The 20,818-nt window shown below is 61.0% G+C and carries 21 protein-coding genes and 1 pseudogene; 8 read left to right on the top strand and 14 right to left on the bottom strand.

The genetic code is table 11. The features are described 5' to 3' along the window. Positions 1-119: 119 nt before the first annotated feature. The gene (locus tag RI103_RS22545; RefSeq protein WP_310817729.1) at positions 120-1,058 is read right to left on the bottom strand and encodes an SMP-30/gluconolactonase/LRE family protein; all 939 of its coding nucleotides are present in this window, start codon (positions 1,056-1,058) and stop codon (positions 120-122) included. Positions 1,059-1,081: 23 nt separating this feature from the next. Next, on the bottom strand, positions 1,082-2,023 hold the full coding sequence (locus RI103_RS22540) for a dihydrodipicolinate synthase family protein (RefSeq protein WP_310817727.1): 942 nt from the start codon (positions 2,021-2,023) through the stop codon (positions 1,082-1,084). A gap of 565 nt (positions 2,024-2,588) precedes the next feature. Between RI103_RS22540 and RI103_RS22535 the strand changes: the two genes are divergently transcribed. Further along, on the top strand, positions 2,589-3,293 hold the full coding sequence (locus RI103_RS22535) for a LuxR family transcriptional regulator (protein WP_310817726.1): 705 nt from the start codon (positions 2,589-2,591) through the stop codon (positions 3,291-3,293). On the opposite strand, the gene RI103_RS22530 is transcribed toward RI103_RS22535, so the two are convergent. Next, positions 3,277-3,594, bottom strand: coding sequence for an XRE family transcriptional regulator (locus tag RI103_RS22530; RefSeq protein ID WP_310817725.1), 318 nt, complete (start codon positions 3,592-3,594; stop codon positions 3,277-3,279). The genes RI103_RS22535 and RI103_RS22530 overlap by 17 nt on opposite strands. Positions 3,595-3,747: 153 nt before the next feature. On the opposite strand from RI103_RS22530, the gene RI103_RS22525 reads away from it, so the two are divergent. Then, positions 3,748-4,341: an acyl-homoserine-lactone synthase gene (locus RI103_RS22525; RefSeq protein WP_310817723.1), complete on the top strand. Its 594-nt coding sequence runs from the start codon at positions 3,748-3,750 to the stop codon at positions 4,339-4,341. Positions 4,342-4,511: 170 nt separating this feature from the next. Here the strand turns inward: RI103_RS22525 and RI103_RS22520 are convergent, their stop codons facing one another. Next, complete coding sequence (locus RI103_RS22520; protein ID WP_310817722.1) at positions 4,512-5,201, bottom strand: FadR/GntR family transcriptional regulator; 690 nt, start codon at positions 5,199-5,201, stop codon at positions 4,512-4,514. A gap of 290 nt (positions 5,202-5,491) precedes the next feature. On the opposite strand from RI103_RS22520, the gene RI103_RS22515 reads away from it, so the two are divergent. The 3 genes from RI103_RS22515 to RI103_RS22505 all read left to right on the top strand — a co-directional run bounded on the left by RI103_RS22515 (position 5,492) and on the right by RI103_RS22505 (position 8,469). Further along, complete coding sequence (locus RI103_RS22515; protein ID WP_310817721.1) at positions 5,492-5,959, top strand: universal stress protein; 468 nt, start codon at positions 5,492-5,494, stop codon at positions 5,957-5,959. Between the two features lie 411 nt (positions 5,960-6,370). Further along, a complete protein-coding gene (locus RI103_RS22510) occupies positions 6,371-7,027 on the top strand; it encodes a helix-turn-helix domain-containing protein (RefSeq protein ID WP_310817720.1) in 657 nt (218 codons plus the stop codon). 131 nt (positions 7,028-7,158) lie between these two features. Then, a complete protein-coding gene (locus tag RI103_RS22505) occupies positions 7,159-8,469 on the top strand; it encodes an SUMF1/EgtB/PvdO family nonheme iron enzyme (protein ID WP_310817718.1) in 1,311 nt (436 codons plus the stop codon). A gap of 250 nt (positions 8,470-8,719) precedes the next feature. Here RI103_RS22505 and RI103_RS22500 read toward each other — a convergent pair whose 3' ends face one another. Next, complete coding sequence (locus tag RI103_RS22500; RefSeq protein ID WP_310817717.1) at positions 8,720-9,679, bottom strand: LysR family transcriptional regulator; 960 nt, start codon at positions 9,677-9,679, stop codon at positions 8,720-8,722. Positions 9,680-9,925: 246 nt separating this feature from the next. Between RI103_RS22500 and RI103_RS22495 the strand changes: the two genes are divergently transcribed. Next, a complete protein-coding gene (locus RI103_RS22495) occupies positions 9,926-11,353 on the top strand; it encodes an MFS transporter (protein WP_310817716.1) in 1,428 nt (475 codons plus the stop codon). A gap of 122 nt (positions 11,354-11,475) precedes the next feature. Here the strand turns inward: RI103_RS22495 and RI103_RS22490 are convergent, their stop codons facing one another. The 3 genes from RI103_RS22490 to RI103_RS22480 all read right to left on the bottom strand — a co-directional run bounded on the left by RI103_RS22490 (position 11,476) and on the right by RI103_RS22480 (position 13,387). Next, positions 11,476-12,273, bottom strand: a complete 798-nt coding sequence (locus tag RI103_RS22490) for a DUF2182 domain-containing protein (RefSeq protein ID WP_409077020.1) — start codon at positions 12,271-12,273, stop codon at positions 11,476-11,478. After that, positions 12,270-12,872, bottom strand: coding sequence for a DUF1326 domain-containing protein (locus RI103_RS22485; RefSeq protein ID WP_310817714.1), 603 nt, complete (start codon positions 12,870-12,872; stop codon positions 12,270-12,272). The genes RI103_RS22490 and RI103_RS22485 overlap by 4 nt, the downstream gene beginning before the upstream one ends. 359 nt (positions 12,873-13,231) lie before the next feature. Then, positions 13,232-13,387 (bottom strand): hypothetical protein, encoded by a 156-nt coding sequence (locus RI103_RS22480; protein ID WP_310817713.1) that lies wholly within the window; start codon positions 13,385-13,387, stop codon positions 13,232-13,234. 258 nt (positions 13,388-13,645) lie between these two features. Between RI103_RS22480 and RI103_RS22475 the strand changes: the two genes are divergently transcribed. Then, on the top strand, positions 13,646-15,880 hold the full coding sequence (locus tag RI103_RS22475; RefSeq protein ID WP_310817712.1) for a xanthine dehydrogenase family protein molybdopterin-binding subunit: 2,235 nt from the start codon (positions 13,646-13,648) through the stop codon (positions 15,878-15,880). Positions 15,881-16,111: 231 nt separating this feature from the next. Here the strand turns inward: RI103_RS22475 and RI103_RS22470 are convergent, their stop codons facing one another. The 4 genes from RI103_RS22470 to RI103_RS22455 all read right to left on the bottom strand — a co-directional run bounded on the left by RI103_RS22470 (position 16,112) and on the right by RI103_RS22455 (position 18,575). Next, on the bottom strand, positions 16,112-16,423 hold the full coding sequence (locus RI103_RS22470) for a DUF4148 domain-containing protein (protein WP_310817711.1): 312 nt from the start codon (positions 16,421-16,423) through the stop codon (positions 16,112-16,114). A 97-nt stretch (positions 16,424-16,520) separates the two neighbouring features. After that, positions 16,521-17,417, bottom strand: a complete 897-nt coding sequence (locus RI103_RS22465; RefSeq protein WP_310817709.1) for a GNAT family N-acetyltransferase — start codon at positions 17,415-17,417, stop codon at positions 16,521-16,523. 127 nt (positions 17,418-17,544) lie between these two features. Beyond that, a complete protein-coding gene (locus RI103_RS22460; protein ID WP_310817708.1) occupies positions 17,545-17,670 on the bottom strand; it encodes a hypothetical protein in 126 nt (41 codons plus the stop codon). 107 nt (positions 17,671-17,777) lie between these two features. Beyond that, on the bottom strand, positions 17,778-18,575 hold the full coding sequence (locus RI103_RS22455) for a substrate-binding domain-containing protein (RefSeq protein WP_310817707.1): 798 nt from the start codon (positions 18,573-18,575) through the stop codon (positions 17,778-17,780). Between the two features lie 219 nt (positions 18,576-18,794). Between RI103_RS22455 and RI103_RS22450 the strand changes: the two are divergent. Beyond that, positions 18,795-18,953: pseudogene (locus RI103_RS22450) on the top strand (aconitase family protein); the annotation flags it as partial. A gap of 339 nt (positions 18,954-19,292) precedes the next feature. On the opposite strand, the gene RI103_RS22440 reads toward RI103_RS22450, so the two are convergent. Further along, positions 19,293-19,496: a hypothetical protein gene (locus RI103_RS22440; RefSeq protein ID WP_310817706.1), complete on the bottom strand. Its 204-nt coding sequence runs from the start codon at positions 19,494-19,496 to the stop codon at positions 19,293-19,295. Positions 19,497-19,562: 66 nt separating this feature from the next. Next, positions 19,563-20,816 (bottom strand): patatin-like phospholipase family protein, encoded by a 1,254-nt coding sequence (locus RI103_RS22435; protein WP_310817704.1) that lies wholly within the window; start codon positions 20,814-20,816, stop codon positions 19,563-19,565. Positions 20,817-20,818: the final 2 nt, after the last annotated feature.

Genomic DNA, 20,818 nt, shown 5'->3' with positions numbered 1-20,818 from the left:
TCCGGGCTCGCGAAAACCGCCGTTTTCGCGGTGAATCCTTGCCGCTCAAAGGTTTGCCCGCTGCTTCCAGGGGCAAACCCGGAGCTACTCATCCGCTCCGATGACCACTTGTCAGGCAACTAGCCGCCTTGCACGCCTTGGGTATTCACATAAAGCGAGTAGAGGCCGTGGCTCGCCGCCATGAATAGTCGGTTGCGATGCCGCCCGCCGAAGCACACGTTCGCGCAGCGTTCCGGCAACGCAATGTGGCCGAGCGGCTCGCCTTGCGGCGTGAAGACGCGCACGCCGTCAAGCTCGTCGGTGCCCATGCCCCAGCCGCACCACAGATTGCCGTGGACGTCGACGCGAAAGCCGTCCGGCGTGCCCGGGCCGGCGTCGATCAGCACGCGGTTGTTCGACAGCGCGCCGCCGTTGCCGCCGACGTCGAACGCACGGATTTTGCGCGGCTCGCCACGCGATTCGACGATGTACAGCACCGACTCGTCCGGTGAGAACGCCAAACCGTTGGGACCCAGCACGTCGTCGGCGACGACGGTGACTTCGCCGGATTGGCCGTCGACCCGGTACACGCACGCCGGCAGTTCCGACTGCTGCCGCTCGCCCTCATAGAAACCGTCGATGCCGAAGGTCGGATCGCTGAACCAGATCGAGCCGTCCGATTTCACGACCACGTCGTTCGGCGAATTGAAGCGCTTGCCGCGATAGCGGTCGGCGAGCACGGTGATCGAGCCGTCGTACTCGGTTCGCGTGACGCGGCGCGTCAGATGCTCGCAGCTGACGAGGCGCCCCTGACGGTCGCGCGTATGGCCGTTGGCATTGTTCGACGACTGGCGAAACGTCGACACCGTGCCGCTCGGTTCATCCCAGCGCAGGATGCGGTCGTTCGGAATGTCGCTCCACAGCAGATAGCGGCCGTCGCCGAACCAGACCGGCCCCTCGGACCAGCGCGTGCCCTGATACAGACACTCGACGGATGCGGAGGCCAGGATCAGCGGCTTGAAGCGCGGATCGAACGCGCGGATGGAGGGATCGGGATAGCGTCGGCTGTTGTCGGTCATGCTGGCGGTTCAAAGTTCAAGGTTCAAGGATGTGGATTGGCTTGCGCGAATGCGTGTTCCAACGCGAGCAGTTCCCGCGCGGCATGCTCGATCTTCGCATGATGCTCGGGCGGCGTCGAACTCAACAGCGGCAAAATCGGCCCCATGTCGGCGATCTTCGAAAACGTCACGGCGTCGTGGAGCACGCGGATCAGCGAGATATCGTCGCGTAAAGTTTCGAGCGGCAGGAACGCGTCGTAGAGACGTTGCGCCGTCTCGCGATCCCCGGTTTTGACCGCTTGCAGCAGGGCCGTGACCATGTGCGGCGCGATGCATCCTGAGCCGGTGGTCCACGCCGCCAGACCGAATTCGCGCAAATGCACGAGCGCCGGCCGTTCTCCCATGCCCGACACCAGTTTGGCCGCCGGCATGTGTTGCAGCAGCCGGCGCAGATAAGGATCGTCCGCCGGATTCTCGCGCACGATCGCGTATTTCACGGCGACCAGCGTGCCTCGATCGATCAGGCGCGCCAACCCGTCCACGTCGACGTAATGCTCGCTTTTGATGTACAGCGTGAGCGGCATGCCCGCCGTGTCGGCAATGCGCGTGAGGCCCGCTTCGACGCCTTCGGACGTCGTGAAGCCGCCGAGCGGCAACACCATCGCCGTCCGGTAACGGGTTTGCGCGAGGATGCGCGCCTGATCCCGCATTTTTCCGTAGTCCGGGCCGATGGCGGGGATCACGCGCGTGTCTTCCCCGGTTGCGTCGGCCAGCAGATCGAGCAAGTCCCGATATTCGCTGACGGCGACGTGATACAGGTTCGCGTTGCCGCCATACAGCAAGGTGCGCACGCCGCCGGCCTCGATATGGTGAATCAGCGCGCGATTTTGCGCGGCGTCGAGCGTGTAGTCGGCGCGGCGCGCCAGCGGCGGCACCGCCATGACCGAAGCGGCGAACTCGCCGTCGCGGATGGGAGATTCGTTCATGATGCCTCGCACCGGGAGCGGTACAGACTCAAGCGCTCAAGGTAGCATCGTGCTCGGAACGTTGTCAAACAACTTAGGTGAGTAGGTCGTCGCGGATCTTTGCATTGACCGCGAAGATCGCAGACTATCCCGGGTTGCTTTTGTATGACAGTCGAAGCCGGCGTGATGCTCATGTCGCGGCAATCGCGCCCGGCCGCAAGCAGTCGATATCGGCAATCAGTGCGTTTTGACCGAAATTTTGGCAGCGATCGGTAATTAGAATGCCCTCACGATAATGTTGCCAATGAATGGCATCAAATCGGTGGCGACGCGAAATTACCCACAGTCGCGATCGGTGAATGTTAATTCGGTCAGAAAATCAGATACAAAGAGCGATTCGTCCGTATTGACGCAAAACCATCGCCGTCAACATTCTGTTAGCAATCACTTCCCGGTTTGCGAAATAGATTTTGGTGATAGATTGTGAAGATAAAACCACTGGACGGAATGCCGTACCGCAATTAACCGCAACGGGATGTTTACGAGCCTGAGAGAGTAAAAATTGTCGCTACATTTTATCGAGCAGATGGCACCGCTACTGGACGCCGCCGACGAAGCGGAATGGTTCGGTGCAATCACGGGCCTCGCCGAGACGTGGGGCTTCGACAGGCTTTTGATCGCCATGCTGCCGCGCCCGACCATTCGACTGGAAGACGCTTATGTACGCAGCACGTATGCGCCTGCGTGGCGCCGTACTTATGACGAGCAGGGGCTGGTCCACATCGACCCGACCGTCGCGCATTGCGCGACGCGCGCCACACCGCTGATCTGGTCGCCGGACATTTTCACGACCGCGCCGCAGCTTTCGATGTACGAGGAAGCCCGCGCGCACGGGTTGCGCGCGGGCGTAACGTTGCCGATTCATGGGCCGAACCAGGAAGCCGGCATGATGTGCTTCGTCAATGACAACAATCCCAACGACGAATTCCGGCGCCATATCAACGTGGCATTGCCGAATCTGGTGTTATTGCGCGATCTGGTAATCGACACCAGTCAACGGCATTTGAATACGCACGCTCAGACCTTATTGCCCAAGCTCACGCCGCGTGAACGCGAATGCCTGAAATGGACCGCACGCGGCAAATCCACCTGGGAAATCTCCCACATCCTGAACTGTTCGGAAGCCGTGGTGAACTTCCACGTGAAGAACATCAGGACGAAATTCGGCGTGAATTCGCGGCGTGCGGCGGCCGTGATTGCAACCCAGCTCGGGCTTATTGACCCGGGTTGAGCAAGGCGGCGGCGTCGCGGCTGTAGAGCACGCGCTCGGCGCGGCCCAGATCGGCGTCGGACACGGTTTTGGTGAAGTACAGACCCAGCAGGATCGACACCGGAGCCGGAATTTCGGCACCCGATTCGAACCTGCTGCCGCGCGACTGCGTCACACCGAAGCGGGCCCAGAAGCGGCGCTGGCTCTCTTTTTTCTTCTTGCGGTAAGCAATGATCAGAACCCGGTCCACCGCCGTGGACGGCTCCGCGGCGCGGGTTTGAAGGCCGGTTTGCGGTTGCCAATGATTTTCGAGGAGTTCCATTTTTCGGTCCTGTCGGTTGAGTGCGGTTCTTGTCTCGAATTTTGCTTTACCCGATAAGCATGCACACCTATCCAGGTAGGTAGGTGGCAGAAACATTCAAAATGCATAAGTTTTCTTGCGTATTGGGTACCCCAACACGTTCAGGAGAACGTCATGCAAACAGCAATCCGGATTGGAATGCGTCAGGAATTCGACAACGCAGACATTAACGAGATGTACCGCCTGCGGGCCCGGGTGTTTCACGGGCGACTTGGGTGGGATATCCCGACCATCGCGGGCATGGAGATCGACGGCTACGACGCGCTCGGGCCGCATTACATGCTGATCCAGGCCGACGACGGCCAGGTGCGCGGCTGTTGGCGCCTGATGCCGACCGAAGGCCCCAATATGCTGAAGGACACGTTTCCGCAGTTGCTGCATGGGGCGGCGGCGCCGGTCGGACGGCACATCTGGGAGTTGAGCCGGTTCGCCATCGAAACCGGCGGCGAAGAGCAGTCGTTCGGATTCGCGGACCTGACGATGCAGGCGATTCACGAACTCGTGACGTTCGCCGACCAGATGGGCATCACGCGTTACGTCACGGTGACCACCACGCCGATCGAGCGGCTGCTGCGCAAGACCGGCATCGAAATCAGCCGACTCGGACCGCCGCTACAGATCGGCGTGGAGCGGGCGGTGGCGCTGGATATCGCGGTGAGTCCGAAGACTCGTACGGCGTTGTTCGGGCCGATGGCCGTTGCTGCTTAGTGGCTGCCTAGTTTGGCTGCGTTGCTGTTGCTTCGCGACCGGTTCGCTGCCACGCAAGCGGCGAACTCCACTCCGTGCCTTGCCGCGCTGGGATTGCCTCAGCCCGGCGGCCCGGCAGCCGGCGCCCCAGTGTCGCTGCGGCCCTGCTGCGCGGCGATAGCCCGCGGAACTCAGGAGCCGAACATCCGCTCGAGCGCGTTTTCGAGATGCATTCGCATGGCGCTTGCAGCGCCCGGCGCGTCCTTGCGGCGGATCGCATCGAGCACAGCCATATGCTCCGCCTGCACGAGCCGCTGCCGCGCCACCGTCTTCACTAACGAAAGATTGCGCGACAGGTTCATGCTGAACAGGATCTGTTCCTCGATGAACGACATGACCGTGACGAAAAACGGGTTCTTTGACGCGCGCGCCACGGCCAGGTGGAACATGAAGTCGTCTTTTGCGCCGATGCCCTGCGTTTCGATGACCCGCTCCAACTGGTCCCATGCGTGCTGGATCGCGGCAATGTCGTCGGTGTCGGCCTTGAGCGCCGCCTGCTCCGCCGCGCCCGCTTCGGTCACGATGCGAAATTCATAGCAGCGCCGGATGTCGGACAGCGTTTCGAGCGGCGCGAAGCGGCGCACGTCCGGGTCCGGACGCCGCGCGACCGTCGTGCCCGAGCCGTGCCGCGTCATGATGATGCCGTCCGCCCGCAAGCGCGCCAGGGCTTCGCGCACCGTCGGCCTGGACGTCGCGAAACGCTCGGCCAGCGCGTGCTCGGTCGGCAAGCGCTCACCTTCCTTGTACTCGCCTTCGACAATGCGGTTGAGAATGTCGCCGTAGATCTTGTCGGGCAAGCCCGTCGTTTTGCGCTCGTTCATCAGCGGGCTGAAGCAGCTTGTCTGAGTAGGCTGTAATTGTAAGGCAAACTCAGGCTTATCCTGGTCGCGGATATGCGTAGCGAATTGGAGCGAAGTCCCGCCGACGCCTGCTGGCCAGCGCTTGTCGAGCCAGACGGCGCCGTCGCGAAATTTGACAAGAGTTTGATTTACATCCAGGTCGAACGCATGTTTTTCAGCGATCATCTAAGCTCGCATCAGCAATGATCGTCATTGCGCCCAGCCGGTTGGAAACAGCTGCGGCACCCGGATCCTTCAGACGCGGAGTCGATATGTACACACGCATCCTTGTAGCGGTCGACGGCAGCAACACCTCCCGCCGTGCATTCGAAGCAGCGCTCGCGCTCGCCAAATCCACCGGCGCGGTCTTGCGGCCGTTCTATGTCGTCGAAAACACGCCGATGTATTTCGAAGCGCCCGGCTACGACCCGTCTGTCTTGCGTAACCGTCTTGTCGAAGAAGGCAAGGAGCTCGGCGCTGAATTCGCCAACGCCATGACTGAGCAAGGCGTGAAGGGTGAGCTCGTGGTGGGCGAGGCCTCGACGCTCGACGATGTTTCGGTAGTCGTGCTAAAAGCCGCAGCCGACTTCAACGCCGACCTGCTGGTTATGGGCACGCACGGAAGGCGCGGTTTTCAGCGCCTGATTCTCGGCAGTATCGCCGAGCGCTGTGTGCGGCAGGCGACCTTGCCCGTGCTGTTGATCCCATCCGCGGCGGGCCAGCCAGGCGACGCCGGCTGAACGCGTCGGCGCGCAAGGTGGCTGACTGTTTGGCTGCATTGCGGCCGCCAGCGCACCGACCTAGCAAAGAGCACTCTCCTCTCTGCCAAATTGTGAGCGGGGTCTGCCTGCTCACAATCCATAGCAGTCCGTAATCAAATTCACCAACGCCGGTGTGACATTGCTCAACATGAGCCGATTGCCCGAATCGCGTCATTTTGCCGCGAAGCGGGCAACCTGGCCGGTGGGACAATTAGTCTTTACCCTGACCACTGGCTGCAGAACATGCTCACTCCTACCGTTGTTACGCATTCTGCCGACACTGCCGATTCCGTGGTGTCCACCGCAAGTTCATCGCCGGTGCGCGGCAGACGCCGTGCGGCACTGGCACGGGCAAGCGCCCGTTCCACCGCCCGCTGTTCAAGTTGCGCGATGCGGCAGCTCTGCATGCCCCAAGGCCTGGCGTCCGACGAACTGGGCAAACTTGAAACGCTCATCTGTTCCGCGCGCTCCGTGCAGCGCGGCGAAGCGCTGTATCGCAGCGGCGATCGCTTCGACAATATTTACGCCGTACGTTCCGGCTCGATGAAAACCGTCATGGCACACCGTGACGGCCGCGTGCAGGTCACCGGTTTGCGTCTCGCCGGCGAAGCGCTCGGCCTCGACGGCATCAGCGAAGACGCGCACGCCTGCAGTGCCCTCGCACTCGAAGACAGCACGGTTTGCATCGTCCCCTACAAAGCGCTCAAATCGCTGTGCCGCGAGATCAGTTCAATGCAGGAGCGCATGCACAAGCTGCTGGGCGAACAGATCGTGCGCGAAGCCGCCCAAATGATGGTCCTCGGCTCGCTGTCGGCGGACGAACGGGTCGCGGCATTCCTGCTCGACGTTTCGGAGCGCAATGCGCGGCGAGGCTATTCGTCGGCGGAATTCAATCTGCGTATGACGCGCGAGGACATGGGCAGCTACCTCGGCATGACGCTCGAAACCGTGAGCCGCACCCTGTCAAGATTTCAAAAGCGCGGCCTGATCGACACACAGGGCAAGCACATCCGGATCGTCGAGCTGGACGGTCTGCGGCAGGTCTAAGCAGCAAGCGGGAGCCCGGCCCCGCGCCGCCGCGTCCCGCCCACGTTCTCTTTCACGCGCTTTTCGTCTTGGCATGGCTCCTGCGAGCGGGTACAGTCTTTAGTCCGCCCCCCGCAAGGAGACCCGGCGAAATGAATCGCGACCCCGCCCCGCATCACCCGCTCGTCCAGCGGCTGATCGAAGCGCGTCAAGTGACTGACGCACTGTTTTCCATCGTCAAACCCGACTATCTGTATGAACGGCCGATCCGCGAACGCCACCGGATCGTGTTTTACATCGGCCATCTCGAAGCTTTCGATCGTAATCTTTTCGATCAACGCCTGTGCGATCTGCCGGCGTTCGATCCGCCTCTGGACCAGCTTTTTGCCTTCGGCATCGATCCCGTCGACGGTGGTTTTCCGACCGACCAACCCAAGGACTGGCCGTCGCTCGACATCGTTCGCGGCTACGGCTCGCGTGCTCGCGAGCAGATCGACCGCGAACTCGATGCGCTGACAAACACCGCGCAACTCGGCCGCAACGGTGCGCAAGCCGATGCCTCCGAGCAATTGCTGAACGTCGCGATCGAGCATCGGTTGATGCATGCTGAAACGCTGGCGTACATGCTCCATCAGTTGCCGCTTGCACAGAAGGTGACCGAACTGCGCGAGCCTGTCGTGACGCGTGCGGAACCGCGAGACGCGTTGTCGTCGATGGTTAGCATACCGGCCGGCACGACCGTGCTCGGCATGCCGCGCGACGGTGGCCGCTTCGGTTGGGACAACGAATTTGGCGAAATGCACGTCGCTGTGCCCGCCTTCGAGATCGATCGCCACATGGTGACGAACGGTGCGTTCCGCGAGTTCATCGAGGCTGGCGGCTATCGCGAGCCGAAGTGGTGGTCGCAGAAGGATTGGGCCTGGAAGGAAGCTGAGGGCATCGAACATCCCGCGTGCTGGTCACGGCGCGATGCGGGCGGCGAAGATGGTTCATGGACGCTGCGCACCATGTTCGACGAAGTTCCGTTGCCGCTCGACTGGCCCGCGTATGTAAGCCACGCTGAAGCCAGTGCCTACGCGCGCTGGGCAGGCAAAACCTTACCCACCGAGGCGCAATGGCAACGCGCGGCACACGGTGCGCCGCACGCCGCGTCGGGCAATTTCGATTTTCGCAGTTGGGATCCGAAACCGGTCGATGCGTATCCGGATAACGTCAGCGCGTTTGGCGTGGAAGGTCAATTCGGTAATGGATGGGAGTGGACCTCAACGGTGTTCGATGCGCTGCCCGGCTTCGAAGCCTTTCCGTTTTATCTCGGCTATTCGGCCAACTTTTTCGATGGCCAGCACTACGTGATAAAAGGCGGTTCGGCACGCACCGCGCAGTGCATGCTGCGGCCGGCTTTCCGAAACTGGTTTCAGCCGCATTATCAATATGTGTATGCGGGGTTTCGGTGTGTGAGGTGACTGACGAATAAAGCATAAGGTGGTCAGGTTTGGCGTGCTTATGCTTTATTGCACAAATGTGCGTACTTATGCCTTAGGCCAAAGGGTAGCGCTCCCTCCTTCAGCATAGACCCTGAACAGAGACTTTAGAGTTTTGATTAAAACTCTAGGCTCAGACGGGGCGCAAAACTGTCGTTCGTGATCGCAGAACCATCTCAAATTCGCGAAGCGCAGCTGCCATATTGAATCAATATGGCCGCCTTGCAACCCGTTAGCGATCAGTCAACTGCGCGATGAGCGCCTTCGTGGCCGCCGTCAACATTTCGCCGCGCTTCGTGCCGACGCAAACCTGACGAAGCGCCCACGGCTCGTCCAGCGGCACTATGGTCACCTTGTCGAAATCCTCTTTGGGCAGCATGCTTTCCGGCTGGATCGTCACACCCAGATTCGCTTTGACGAGAGCACGAGCCGCTTCCATCGTGCTTACCCTGTATTTCATGCGCAGCTCCCGACCGAGCGCTGTCGCTGCGTTGCGCAACTGCGTCATCATCGACGTGGTCGGCGAGATGCCAACCAGGCTCTCTTCGAGCAAATCCCGGGTCGTCACGCTCGCTCGATCGCCAAGCGGGTGTCCGCGCGGCACGACGGCAACCAGACGGTCCGCACGGTATTCGATAATATCGAGCCTCTCGCTGTCGACATCGTCGGAGTCATAGAACACCGCCACATCGGCGTGACCTGATACGACGGCATTCACCACGTTGACGTTCGCATCTTCCTGCAATTCGATGTCGACCAGTGGGAAGTCTCGCGTGAATTCGGCGATTTCCCGCGCTAGAAAATGGACGATGATCGTGCTGGTGGAGCTAATGCCGATATGGCCGCGCACGCCCTCGGTAAACTCGTTGATCTCGCGGCGCATGGCATCGAGATTCGCAAACAGCAGGCGCACGTGCCGCGCCAGCACTTCGCCCGCGGAGCTCGCTACCATCCCATTCGGGAAACGGTCGAACAGATTAATGCCGGCTACGTCCTCGAGATCCTGAATCCGTCTGGTCGCCGCGGATGGTGTGATGTTCTCCCGCAACGCGGCACGGCGGATCTGCCGTTCCTCCACCACGGTCAGAAACAACCTCAGCGTGAACAGGTCGATCCGCCTCGTCAGAGTATGGACACTTAGTCCGCTCATTGTGCCTCCTTGCACTGTCTTCCCGATCGCCTGGATGCGCACAGTCTCATCGCCCCTAGCGTGGTGCCATGTGTCCACTGCGGATAGTTCTGCCGGTGCCAAAAGATCAACACCGGATTCAAAAAACGGCAATCGCCTTTCGCAAGGGCGCTTCCTACTATAGCGAAGCATGCATGTGACACACAGTATCCGGCAGTGAATCGTACACAGCGGTTCATAGCTCGAATCCATATACCGATGCTCGACGAACCGGATTCAAATCGCTACGCAACATTCACCAGCAATGTTATGAAAAATTCTCCATCACGCTCAAGTTCACTCGGGCCGCTTCCTTACGTTGTGGCCGTGACCTTCTTCATTGAGTATCTCGACAGCACCGTCATTGCGACTGCGTTGCCGCAGATGGCGCACTCGTTCGGGGCGAGCCTCAACGCGCTCAGTCTCGGGATGAGCGCCTACATGATCGCGGTCGCGATTTTCATTCCGGCGAGCGGTTGGGTCGCCGATCGCTTCGGATCGCGCAGCGTGTACTTCTCGGCAATCGTCGTCTTCACTGTCGCTTCGTTGATGTGCGCGATTTCGCAGAATGTACTCGAATTCACCGCCGCGCGGGTGCTGCAAGGTCTCGGAGGTGCGCTGATGGTGCCCGTCGGACGCCTGATCGTCGTACGCACCACCGACAGGAAGCAACTCATGCAGGCAATCAACACGATCACGTGGCCCGGCGTGGTCGCGCCTTTGGTCGGACCGCCGTTGGGCGGTTTCATTACGACTTACGCGTCCTGGCGCTGGATCTTTCTGCTCAATCTGCCTGTCTGCCTCGCCGCGTTGGCCGCCGTGCTGAAATGGGTACCGAACCTGCGCAGCGCCGAACGTCGCCCCTTCGATTTGATCGGCCTCGCGCTGAGCGGGTCCGCGTTGACGGCGATCCTGTATGGTGCCGATATGGCAAGCCAGCCCGGCACGAACCCGCTCGTGGGTTTTGGCATCATTGTGGCCGGCCTCGCGATCGGTTGCGTTGGGTTTTATCACGCGCGTCGCCAGCGGCACCCGCTGATCGATGTGACCACGCTCGACATTCCGACGTTCTCGGTTACGGTCGTCACGGGGACGCTGACACGTATCGCCATCGGTGCCGTACCGTATCTGCTGCCGCTGATGTTACAGATCGGCTTCGGACTGTCGGCGTTCAAATCCGGGCTGCTGTTGATCGTCAGCGCAGTCGGCAATCTCGGCATGAAAACCCTGACGACGTCGATTTTGCGGCGCTACGGCTTCAGGCGAGTCGCAATCGTCGATTGCGTGGTGGGAGGCGTCTTCGCCATCGCATGCGGACTGCTGACGCCCGAGTCCCCGCTCATATGGATTCTGTTCGTCGTCTTCGTATATGGGATCACGCGCTCCATGCAATTTGCCATGCTGGCGATGCTTGCGTATGCCGATGTCCCTCCCGAGCAGACGAGTGCAGCCAATACACTTTGGAACGTGGCTTACCAGTTGGGCATCGGCCTCGGCATCGCTTTTGGCGCGTTGGCACTGCGCGCGGCGTCTACGGTCAACGGCAACGGCGCTGCGAGCGCGCAGGAGTTCACGCTTCACGATTTCCGGTTCGCGTTCCTGTGCGTGGGTGTTCTGATGATAGTGTCGATGTACGGCTATACGAAAGTCGCCCGTGATGCCGGGCACACGGTGAGCGGCGCAACAGCGACAAAGTAGTAATCGGTCGTGCGTAAGATCGGTGCCTCGGGTCGTCATGTACAGCGCTCGCAAACCAACTGGTCAACGTTGAGTGTTTCGTGCCCGAAGGCCACGCGGGGGCGCGGGGTGCCGCGCATGGCTCAGGCGATGCGGGCGTGCTGTACGACGATCCACGCGGACCACGCAATCAACGTAACGCCGAGCGGCTTGCCGATGGACCCGCCCCAACGGGTATTCTTCTCGGCCGCCATGATCGCGCCCAGCGCCAGCATCCAGCCGACGCTCCCTGTGCCGACCGCGAACATCAGCAGCATCAGCGCCCAACAGCAGCCGATGCAGAAAGCGCCGTGACTTATACCGAGCAGAAAGCTCTCGCGGCGCGCGCTCCTGCCCCGCCAATGTTCGGTGATGAACATTAGCGGCGAGCGGCATTTGTCGAGACATCGATGTTTGAGGCTGCTGAACTGATAGAGGCCCGCGAGCGCCACGATCGCAGCGCCTATCAGCCATGCGTGCGCAAGCAATGTCGGCGATTGGTCCGCGACCCCATGGAGTGCCGTATCGAAGCCGTGCGCGACGAGGCCGAACAGCGCCCACGCCGTCGCGTAACCGACGATCAAAAACGCCATCAGTGTGCGCCGGTTTTCACGCGCGATTGTCATGCGTCTGAACGTATCGAAGAGCGGGAAGGCGGTCGGCAGCATCATCGCCGCGATCATCAGGAGCCATGCGACACTGTGCAGCAACCCCGCAAGCGTCAGGCTTGCGCCAGGCACCTCGCGGCATATCGCGCCGACGAGCGGCAGTTCGGCCCAGCTCGCGTGACGCAGATAGCGGGCATAGGGCCCCGCGTCCCACATCCATAATGCGACCCACGCGCTCGTCGTCAATGCGACGAAGAGCAGCGCGAACAGCCGCGAGCGTACGAGCGTCTTCACGACGCGAAGCTGAACGATCCCTGAATGGCGTTGTGTCCCGTCAATGCGAGGTCGAGATTGAGCTTTTCGTACCGCAGGCGAAAAGAGTTCGCCTTACCGACGAAAGCAGGGGATCCGGGTATCGTCGAAAAGATGCTTTCGACCAGTTTGGTCGGCTCGCCCGTGGGGCCGCGATATGGCTCCATCTCGGCCTCGATTGCTTCGCCGACTTTCATCCTGCCCTTGCCGTCGACGACCGTGTATTCGATTGAAGCACGTTCTACAGAGACGACTTCGCCGATCAATTTCACGAGGTCCGCGAGCGGTCCGCCGCGCTCGCCACGGTGCACGCTCACCAAGGCGTCGAATTGCGCGTCGCTCGCGCGCTCGTCGACGAACATCGCGACGCGCCAGCCGCCTTTCAGCACATTGCCGGGAATGAATGCCGCGAACGCGATCGTCAAGCCCGACACATCGACGCCGTCGATCGTGCCTTGCTCGTAGTGGTAAGCAAGCGCGCTGCGGCAAATGCCGTTATCGGGATCTTCTCCAATCCAGCACGGGCACAGGACCTTGCATTCACACACTTCGAGGATGCTGCCCATCAGTTGATAGCTCATTCGCGCCTCCGCTGCCGGTTGAATCCGGCCGGAAAGAATATCGCCGGACATCCTTTGTTGTAGGCGTTAAGCGTGCAGGAATCAAAGCGTCTGGTCGCTGCGAATGATTGGAGCAGCTCATACGGTGATGAGTGCCTTTTCGGCGCCGCAGAGGCACCAGCAAGCCGCAACGGGCACGATCGGCCCAATTGCAGTGTTCAACCGCGAAAGCCTGCAACGACGCTCCGACCCCAAAGCAGTCTTACGCGCCGGCTAAGCGGCAGGGCCGTTTTCCAAGGCGAGGCGGCCATTCCACTGCTCAAGTCCGTCATGACAAACTTCGAGTCGAACCCGACACGGGACGGGCAGCGAACCTGTCATCAGTGAGCGAGAGACCCCGCGCGGTTCATCGCGATTTTGACTGCGCGTCCTGAAGCTTTTTTTTGCTGCATCGCGGTCCGCTCACCCAGGTCTTTCAGGGCGCTTCCATTTTCTGCCACCGCCCGTCCAGCCTTCAAAGATGTCGCGAGTTTCATCTTGGTGCCATTCCCGCTTTATACGGCGGGTGTTAGAAATGAACCGGTCGAACACCGGGCACCGCTCACCGACCTGAAACCGCGTTGCCCGGCCATTTGCCTGAGCCCACGGCGTTCCGGACGGCGGCCGATGCCGCGCTCCAGCGGCGCGCGCAAATCCAGAACGGCTTCAAGGTCGAACTTGAATACGCTGCACCTGGCGAGCCCCCGAGCTGACCACACAGATTGCTTGACCCATGTTCGTGAAGCGGAGAGAACGTGCAATTAGCTAGCAACAAAACGCAGCCGCTCATCGGCGGCGACTTTCACCGAATTGACGGACCGTTCAAGGTCACTGGCGCGGCAACGTACACGTCGGATTTCAACTTTCCCGGGATGCTATACGCCGTACCGGTTTGCGCGACAATCGCCAAGGGACGCATCAATCAACTGGATACGGCCGCTGCCTCAAAGATGCCAGGGGTCCGGGCTGTCTTCACACGCCAGAACATCGGAAAGTTCTATCGCGTCGGCTTTGGACCAAGAATCGACGAAAGGCGCCCGCCGCTCGATGACGACATCATCTCGTACTATGGCCAGTACATTGCTGTTGTAGTGGCCGATACGTTCGAGCAGGCAACCGCCGCGTCCAGTGCGGTGAAGGCGCGGTATGCGCGGAGTCAACCCGATGTAACGAGCCGGATGCCGGCGGAAGGGACGCCGTCCGTCGACACACAGCGCGGTGACGCCGAGGCCGCATTCGCGACCGCCTCTGAGGCGCTGAAGCTCGACCAGATCTACACGACGCCGGTCGAAACGCACAACCCAATCGAACTGCATGCCACGGTAGCAGTATTCGATGGCACGAACTACACGCTTTACGAAACGACTCAGTCGATCGTCAACCAGCGGCAGATGATGGCACAAATGCTCGGCGTGCCGGAAGACCAGGTACGCGTCGTCATGAAGTATCTAGGCTCCGGATTCGGCGGCAAGCTGTTTCCGTGGTCCCACTCGCTACTCGCCGCCGCTGCGGCCCGCAATCTGCGGCGGCCCATCAAGCTGGTGCTGACCCGCGAGATGATGTTCCAGAACGTGGGGCACCGCCCGGCCACCGAGCAACGCATACGCTTGTCGGCAACGCGCGACGGACGATTGACATCGTTGCAACAACATTACGTCTATCAAGCAGGCCGCCTCGATACACGCAAAGAGAATTGCGGTGAAGCGACAGGCTATCTCTACAGCTCGCCCAATCTGCAAGTAACTGCCGCCTATGCGCGCCGGGACATCGCGCCCAGCACTTCGATGCGCGGCCCGGGCGCCGTCCCTGGCTTGTTCGCAATCGAATCGGCCGTCGACGAGCTTGCCATCAAGCTCAATATCGACCCCGTCCAGTTGCGCCTGTTCAATGAGCCGGCGATTGACGAAAGCCTGAATGTGCCGTTTTCCTCCCGGCACCTCAAGGAATGCCTGACGAGCGGCATGGAACAATTCGGCTGGGCGGCACGCAAGGCGCCGGTCGGCTCGATGCGGCGTGACGGTCTGGTGATCGGCTGGGGCGTCGCAGCGGGGTCGTGGCAGGCGCAGCGATCCGCTGCCGAAGTCATCGTTGAACTGAACGCTGACGGAACGGCGCGCGTTTTGACAGCGACTCAGGACATTGGCACCGGGACGTACACCGTACTCGCTCAGATGGCGGCAAATGCGACCGGGATCGCGCTCGACAGAATTTCAGTCGTTATCGGTGACACCCGCTTGCCCCCAGGCCCGATGTCGGGGGGCTCGAGGGCTACGGCGTCGCTGGTTCCGGCTGCAACACAGGCGGCACAAGTAGCCGTCCAGCACCTTTTGCTCACCGCGGCCGAGGCAGCCAACTCACCCTTCAACGGGCTGAAGGTGGAGGCGCTTGGCTTTGAGCAAGGAATGGTCTACCGCAAAGGAACCTCACCCGGAGCAGGCGTGCCCTTCGAGCGGATCCTGGGGCCGGCAGGGATCAACACGGTGGTGGGAAGGGGCCGGTCCGGCCCCAATCAGGACGATCCTGACGCAAAGCACGTGTCGGTGCACTCCTACTGCGCGCATTTTGTCGAGGTTACATGGCAACCTGAAACGGCGCGGTTGCGAGTCAGCCGTGTGGTGAGCGTGATTGATGGAGGCAAGATCATTAATGCCCGCACGGCCCGTAACCAGATCGAAGGAGCCGTGGTGATGGGCGTCGGTATGGCGCTATTCGAGGAGACGAACTACGACAGCCGTTCCGGTGCCCCGATCAACCGCAGCCTCGCCGACTACGTCATGACCACACATGCCGATGCACCGAAGATCGACGTCACGTTCCTCGACTATCCCGATCTCGCGTTGAATTCACTCGGCGCGCGCGGTGTCGGCGAGATAGGGATCGCGGGTATTGCACCAGCGATTGCGAATGCTGTCTATCACGCGACGGGCGTGCGCGTGCGTAACCTTCCGGTTCGGATTGAAGACCTGTTGACGGCTCAGCTGTCCGCGTAGAAGCGCCCACGCTTCGCTTTCAAATGCCCACGGATGGCGGTCCGCAATGAGCACAGAATCTTCTATAAGTTCGACACCTTGCGGACGGACTCGGAAGTCTAATAGACCGGTGGACGCATTCATTCGGACTTACTCGATTGACGCATTCCCGACAAAGTTAGTGGCTGCCTCATCAATTCCGTTTGTTCCGTACGCGCTGAGCCTGGATTGGTTTGCATTCACCTTGGCTTCTCAGCCGGGTTGAGGCTGCTGGCACTCCGTTTGGAACCAGTAGTCGACCAGGCGCTGTGCCGCTTGCAGATCATCCGGGTAGTACGGATCGTCATACCACGGTGACGGGTTGTAGCCCGCTTTCCTCAGGGCAGCCAATTCACTATGGTGTTGCGCCATCGTAGGGGGCGCGTTGGTCCTGAGCGCCGCCAGGTCGCGGCACTCTGTTGGACTGAGGTGCGGCCCGGCATACGGCATGCCGCCGGCGGCACAGCCGGCGAGCCAAAGCACCAGCGCGGGAAGCATTGACCGTGTTCCAGGCGCTCTTCTCATGGTACGTCTCCTTCCCTGCGATGGCGGCGGCCTACCCGATGGCGCCGCCGCGCCCGCCTCTCTCGTCAAGTCGTGTCGCCCGGCGCCCGAAGCGGCCTCACATGAAGCCCGGGTTTCGCGGGAGATAGCGCGTCCAGTCGCCGCAGTCGCGCGTCGACATCAGCACCATCGGAAGTGCGAATCGCATGCCTTGGCTGGCTGCGATCGCCAGTGCTTCGCTCGTCCCAGGAACGAACACGGAGATCTGCTTTGCGTCTCCCGCGACGGCCATCGCCAGCGCCGCCCGGAATGCACCGGGCATCGCATGCGCGTGCATGACCGCCAGGGGACCTACGTGGCCCGTTGCTGCAACGTACGCGTAGCCGACACGCTCACCCCCTTCTTCGAGGAAAACACCTTTCATCCTGGGATCGCCCAGCAGATACCGGTGATGCTTCTCTCGCGAAACACCCTGGGTTGCCACGTCGACTTGCCGCAGCATTTCGAGATCGACGGACGCCGTCCGGATGGGCGTCGCGCAAAGCGCGGGACCGTGCGCCTGACGCAATGATTCACGCTCGCAGCTGCACAAATGGATGGGCACACGCGGAGACAAGCCGTGCCGCACGTACAGCCCCTGGGACACGACGTTGAAGGCGAAGGTAATCAGGCTCTTTTCGGTCGCGCCGGCCTGGCTCGCGTGCTGCATGGTGCGGTCGAGCAGTTCGTTGCCGATGCCCTGTCCCTGCCGGCCAGGTGCAACGAACAGTTCCGCCAGGAACCAGAGCGCACCGCAGACCCAGCTCAGGGCGAAGCCGACAATTTCGCCATCATCCTCGGCCAGCCACACTCCGCGTGGATCGTCCCGAAGGCAGAACGCCTGGAAATCCGAAGGCCGCGACGTGGCGATCGGCCCGAACCCGTGGCGGCCGGTCAGGTCGTTGATGCTGCGGGCAACCAGTTCTTCGGCGCGTGCCAGTTCGTCAGCGTTTGCAGGTCGGACAACGAGCGGCATGGACACCTCCTGCGTGACGACGTCTAGATGTATAGCAGAAGGGCACGGCAGAGCCAAGCGCGCAATCAATGGCCGCGGGCCTCGTCCTGCCTTCCAGTCTGCTCGACCACGTTCCCGAAATGCCCGGTCACGTTCGTCCGAAATACGCAGCAGCGGCCGGCGACGGATGGTTCAGCCGGTAAGCGCGCTCGGTCGCCAGATAGCAGAGCGGTTCATCGCGGGCTTTGTCGTCAAGGCTGCTCGGATCGGTCATGTGCCACCACCTGTCGGCCTCGGGGACTCTTGAGCGTGCCTTTGTGGCCGAATCCAGAAAGTTCGCCGGCCACCCATGTCGAACGGCGCGCCGGACACGTTTTTTGCTCATTTCGCAGGCGTCGCCGAAAGCGGTTCGAGCCCAGTCCTCGAAATCGCGGGCATCGCGTCCGGCGACGACAGAAATTGAATCAGCGCCTTTGCGCCGGCTGGATTTTTCGTATTGGTGGCGATGCCCCCGGAGAACACCGTGTACCTCTGCACTTCTGCGGGCAAACTGCCGACCACCGTCACCCCCTTCACCGGCAACAATTCGACGACCTGTTGGATTCCGATTTCAGCTTCTCCATTCGCGACGGCGTCGGCGACGTGCCCGGCAGGAATCATGCGGCTCTTGCTGTCCATCCACCCCGCGATGCCGAGACGCCAGAACAGTTCGCTGCCGACATAGACGCCGCTCGGGCTGTCCGGATAGACGACGGACTTCGCTGCGAGCAGCGCTCGCCGCAACGCGTCGACCGAGCTGATATCCGGCTTCGGCGTCCCTTGGCGAACCACGAGGCCGATCGCCGAGCGTGCGAAATCCACCTTACTGTCCGGCAAGACCTTGCCGGCACTGATCGGGCCGTCGAGCGCATACTCAGCGACGATCAGCACGTCGGCCCAGTCGCCGCGCGCAAGCCGCTCAGGGATCGCATTCGCGGCCGTGCCCACGGCGGGCCCCCAGACGGTGATCAGCTTACGGCCGGTCACCTCTTCGAATTGCGGCCCCAGTTCGCGATAGGCCGACGCAAACCCGCCCGAAATCATCACCTTGACTTCGTCTGCCCATGCGGCAACGCTGCTCAATAACGCGCCCGCTACGGAAAACGCGAGTGCGCAAATCTTCAGCTTGCGGATGGTCACGGCCCCACCCCATGTCGATTGAATGACCAGGTCCGGATATGCATCGAGCCCGGATGCCAGTCATGATGTTAGCGGGCATCGAGCGCGGCAGCGAGACTACCGTATTTCCTGCAATTGCCCGAGCGCGCCAGCAAGGATCGCAAAAACCGAGTTAGCTTCGTCGACTTTCGTAGATTCAATCGCTTCGGTGGACTATCCAGCGCCAGTTTTCCACTGAGATCGTCCAACCGGAATTTCAAAGGCCGACAAGGCTCACCGGAAGGCAGAACAATACTCATGTCGCCCGTCATGGTTGCCGCGGCAGCGATCGCCGGCAAAGTGGTCGATGCTCGAGAACTATTCGGCATGTATCGAGCAAATACGGATCCGGCATGCTGAACCGTCCGCTTCGGGAGTGCGACCACTTATGAATATGCATATCAGGGAAGTCGTAGGGCGCGGCATCAGGGGCGATTGCTCCTACGGCGATCGGTTTCATATTAGAGCGCACAGGTTCGGACGAGGGCATAACTTCACAGTACCTGCTCCTGATCCGGTGGCGAACGCTAGAAGATCATACGGTGGGATTCAGACTCGCGCCCCAGCACAAGGAATGGAAAGACCTGTTGGGTCATTTTTACGCTGCTCCGGCCCAAGTGACCCACTACGGAGAAATTTCTCCGAGCATTATCTCCATCTAGATCAATCACAAATTGCTAACCCAGCCAGCGTCATTGCTCAGTGCGCTGGCATTTTCGCTTTCAGAGCGTCTTCTTCGTCTCTGCCATTATGGCCATCAAGAATATGGCGTGGCCTATCGTGCCGCAGCGACTTACTGCGACACTGGACGCCACTTCGTCCTCGACTTGCTTTGACTTCTCTTTTCAGCGCCTTCAGCTCGGCCTGAATTGCTTTGATGTCCGCACTCGTTGAGTCAGTCATGGCAATTCCTGGCATGCCGGCCGCCAACAGCCTGCGTCCCGCACCGTCAGTGGCCAACGCGCCCGTTCAAGCCGCGACTTTTCGTTCCATGCCGATGGGCAATTCAGGCAGCTCACGATCGGACTGCGGCACCGAGCCCGGCCGACGATGCACGTCGTGCGTCACGAAACCCTGTTCGCGGCTCGGCACATCGAACCACTCCCGATGGGCAAACGAATCACGAATATCGTCGAGACCGCTTTCCCAGTGCTCGTGCATCGTGTCGATACTGAACTCGTGGTCTTTGTAATGCCCCTCGTACGGCTTGTTCTTGTAGATAAGGTGGACCACATTGATCGCGCTGCCGTCGGCCGCTTCTTCAGCGAGACGGAATAGCGGATCCGTTCTACGCAGATCGGGCGGAACATGCGCGAGCAACTCCTTGATGAAACGGGCATGCTTCTGACGATCCGCCAGCATGCTTGTAATCGCCCGCGTACGGCTCGAATACTGAATGTCTTTGGCACGCTCGGACACGTCGAGGAAGTCCCCTGGCGGATTGCCTCTTGCGCTCCACAAATCCACCTGAAAAACCAGTGCATCCTTGTGATCCGCATCGCGCAGCACCTCGGTCAGCGGCGTGTTGGAAACCAGACCGCCGTCCCAGTAGTACTCTCCGTCGATCTCCACCGCCGGAAAACCTGGCGGCAACGCCCCTGACGCCATGAAATGCTCCGGCTCCAGACGCATCTTCGTGTTGTCGAAGTACACCAGGTTGCCGGTCCGCACGTTCACCGCGCCCACCGAAACACGGATATCGCCGTCGTTGATACGGTCAAAGTCGGCGAACTTCAACAGCGTTTCCCGCAGCGCGGCCGTGTCGTAATAGCTGACCACGTTGGGGTTTTGCTTGCCGAAACCGGCCATTGGCAATGGAACGCGCGGCGAGAAAAAGCCTGTTTGACCCTCAGTCAACGCGCGCCCGGCCGCCCACATACTGCTCCATTTGCGCGACAGGTCGTCCAGCCCAAGTCCAGGCAATGTCCAGGCGCCCAAGCCACCGAGCCAGTCGAGCGGACGGCAGATCGAATTCCAGAATCCGCGTAACGCTTCCACGCGTTTCTCCGGCGCATTGCCGGCGATGATAGCGGTGTTCAGTGCACCGATCGATACGCCGGCGATCCAGTTCGGTTGTACACCGGCCTCGGCGAGGCCCTCGTAGACGCCGGCCTGGTAAGACCCGAGCGCACCGCCGCCCTGAAGCACCAGGGCAATTTCGTCGTAGCGCGGCAGCACGAACGCATCCGGCTGCCGGTTAGTTTTTTTTGTGCTGCTGCGCATAC

It is taken from the genome of Paraburkholderia sp. FT54 (assembly GCF_031585635.1).
Lineage (GTDB): Bacteria > Pseudomonadota > Gammaproteobacteria > Burkholderiales > Burkholderiaceae > Paraburkholderia.
This window is presented reverse-complemented; position numbering and strand designations above follow the sequence as displayed.

What these genes read in the sequence shown, in the direction of transcription:
- RI103_RS22545 (WP_310817729.1), bottom strand. Translation starts at nt 1,058, where the DNA reads ATGACCGACAACAGCCGACGCTATCCCGATCCCTCCATCCGCGCGTTC.
- RI103_RS22540 (WP_310817727.1), bottom strand. Translation starts at nt 2,023, where the DNA reads ATGAACGAATCTCCCATCCGCGACGGCGAGTTCGCCGCTTCGGTCATG.
- RI103_RS22535 (WP_310817726.1), top strand. Translation starts at nt 2,589, where the DNA reads ATGGCACCGCTACTGGACGCCGCCGACGAAGCGGAATGGTTCGGTGCA.
- RI103_RS22530 (WP_310817725.1), bottom strand. Translation starts at nt 3,594, where the DNA reads ATGGAACTCCTCGAAAATCATTGGCAACCGCAAACCGGCCTTCAAACC.
- RI103_RS22525 (WP_310817723.1), top strand. Translation starts at nt 3,748, where the DNA reads ATGCAAACAGCAATCCGGATTGGAATGCGTCAGGAATTCGACAACGCA.
- RI103_RS22520 (WP_310817722.1), bottom strand. Translation starts at nt 5,201, where the DNA reads ATGAACGAGCGCAAAACGACGGGCTTGCCCGACAAGATCTACGGCGAC.
- RI103_RS22515 (WP_310817721.1), top strand. Translation starts at nt 5,492, where the DNA reads ATGTACACACGCATCCTTGTAGCGGTCGACGGCAGCAACACCTCCCGC.
- RI103_RS22510 (WP_310817720.1), top strand. Translation starts at nt 6,371, where the DNA reads ATGCGGCAGCTCTGCATGCCCCAAGGCCTGGCGTCCGACGAACTGGGC.
- RI103_RS22505 (WP_310817718.1), top strand. Translation starts at nt 7,159, where the DNA reads ATGAATCGCGACCCCGCCCCGCATCACCCGCTCGTCCAGCGGCTGATC.
- RI103_RS22495 (WP_310817716.1), top strand. Translation starts at nt 9,926, where the DNA reads ATGAAAAATTCTCCATCACGCTCAAGTTCACTCGGGCCGCTTCCTTAC.
- RI103_RS22485 (WP_310817714.1), bottom strand. Translation starts at nt 12,872, where the DNA reads ATGAGCTATCAACTGATGGGCAGCATCCTCGAAGTGTGTGAATGCAAG.
- RI103_RS22480 (WP_310817713.1), bottom strand. Translation starts at nt 13,387, where the DNA reads ATGAAACTCGCGACATCTTTGAAGGCTGGACGGGCGGTGGCAGAAAAT.
- RI103_RS22470 (WP_310817711.1), bottom strand. Translation starts at nt 16,423, where the DNA reads ATGAGAAGAGCGCCTGGAACACGGTCAATGCTTCCCGCGCTGGTGCTT.
- RI103_RS22465 (WP_310817709.1), bottom strand. Translation starts at nt 17,417, where the DNA reads ATGCCGCTCGTTGTCCGACCTGCAAACGCTGACGAACTGGCACGCGCC.
- RI103_RS22460 (WP_310817708.1), bottom strand. Translation starts at nt 17,670, where the DNA reads ATGACCGATCCGAGCAGCCTTGACGACAAAGCCCGCGATGAACCGCTC.
- RI103_RS22440 (WP_310817706.1), bottom strand. Translation starts at nt 19,496, where the DNA reads ATGACTGACTCAACGAGTGCGGACATCAAAGCAATTCAGGCCGAGCTG.
- RI103_RS22435 (WP_310817704.1), bottom strand. Translation starts at nt 20,816, where the DNA reads ATGCGCAGCAGCACAAAAAAAACTAACCGGCAGCCGGATGCGTTCGTG.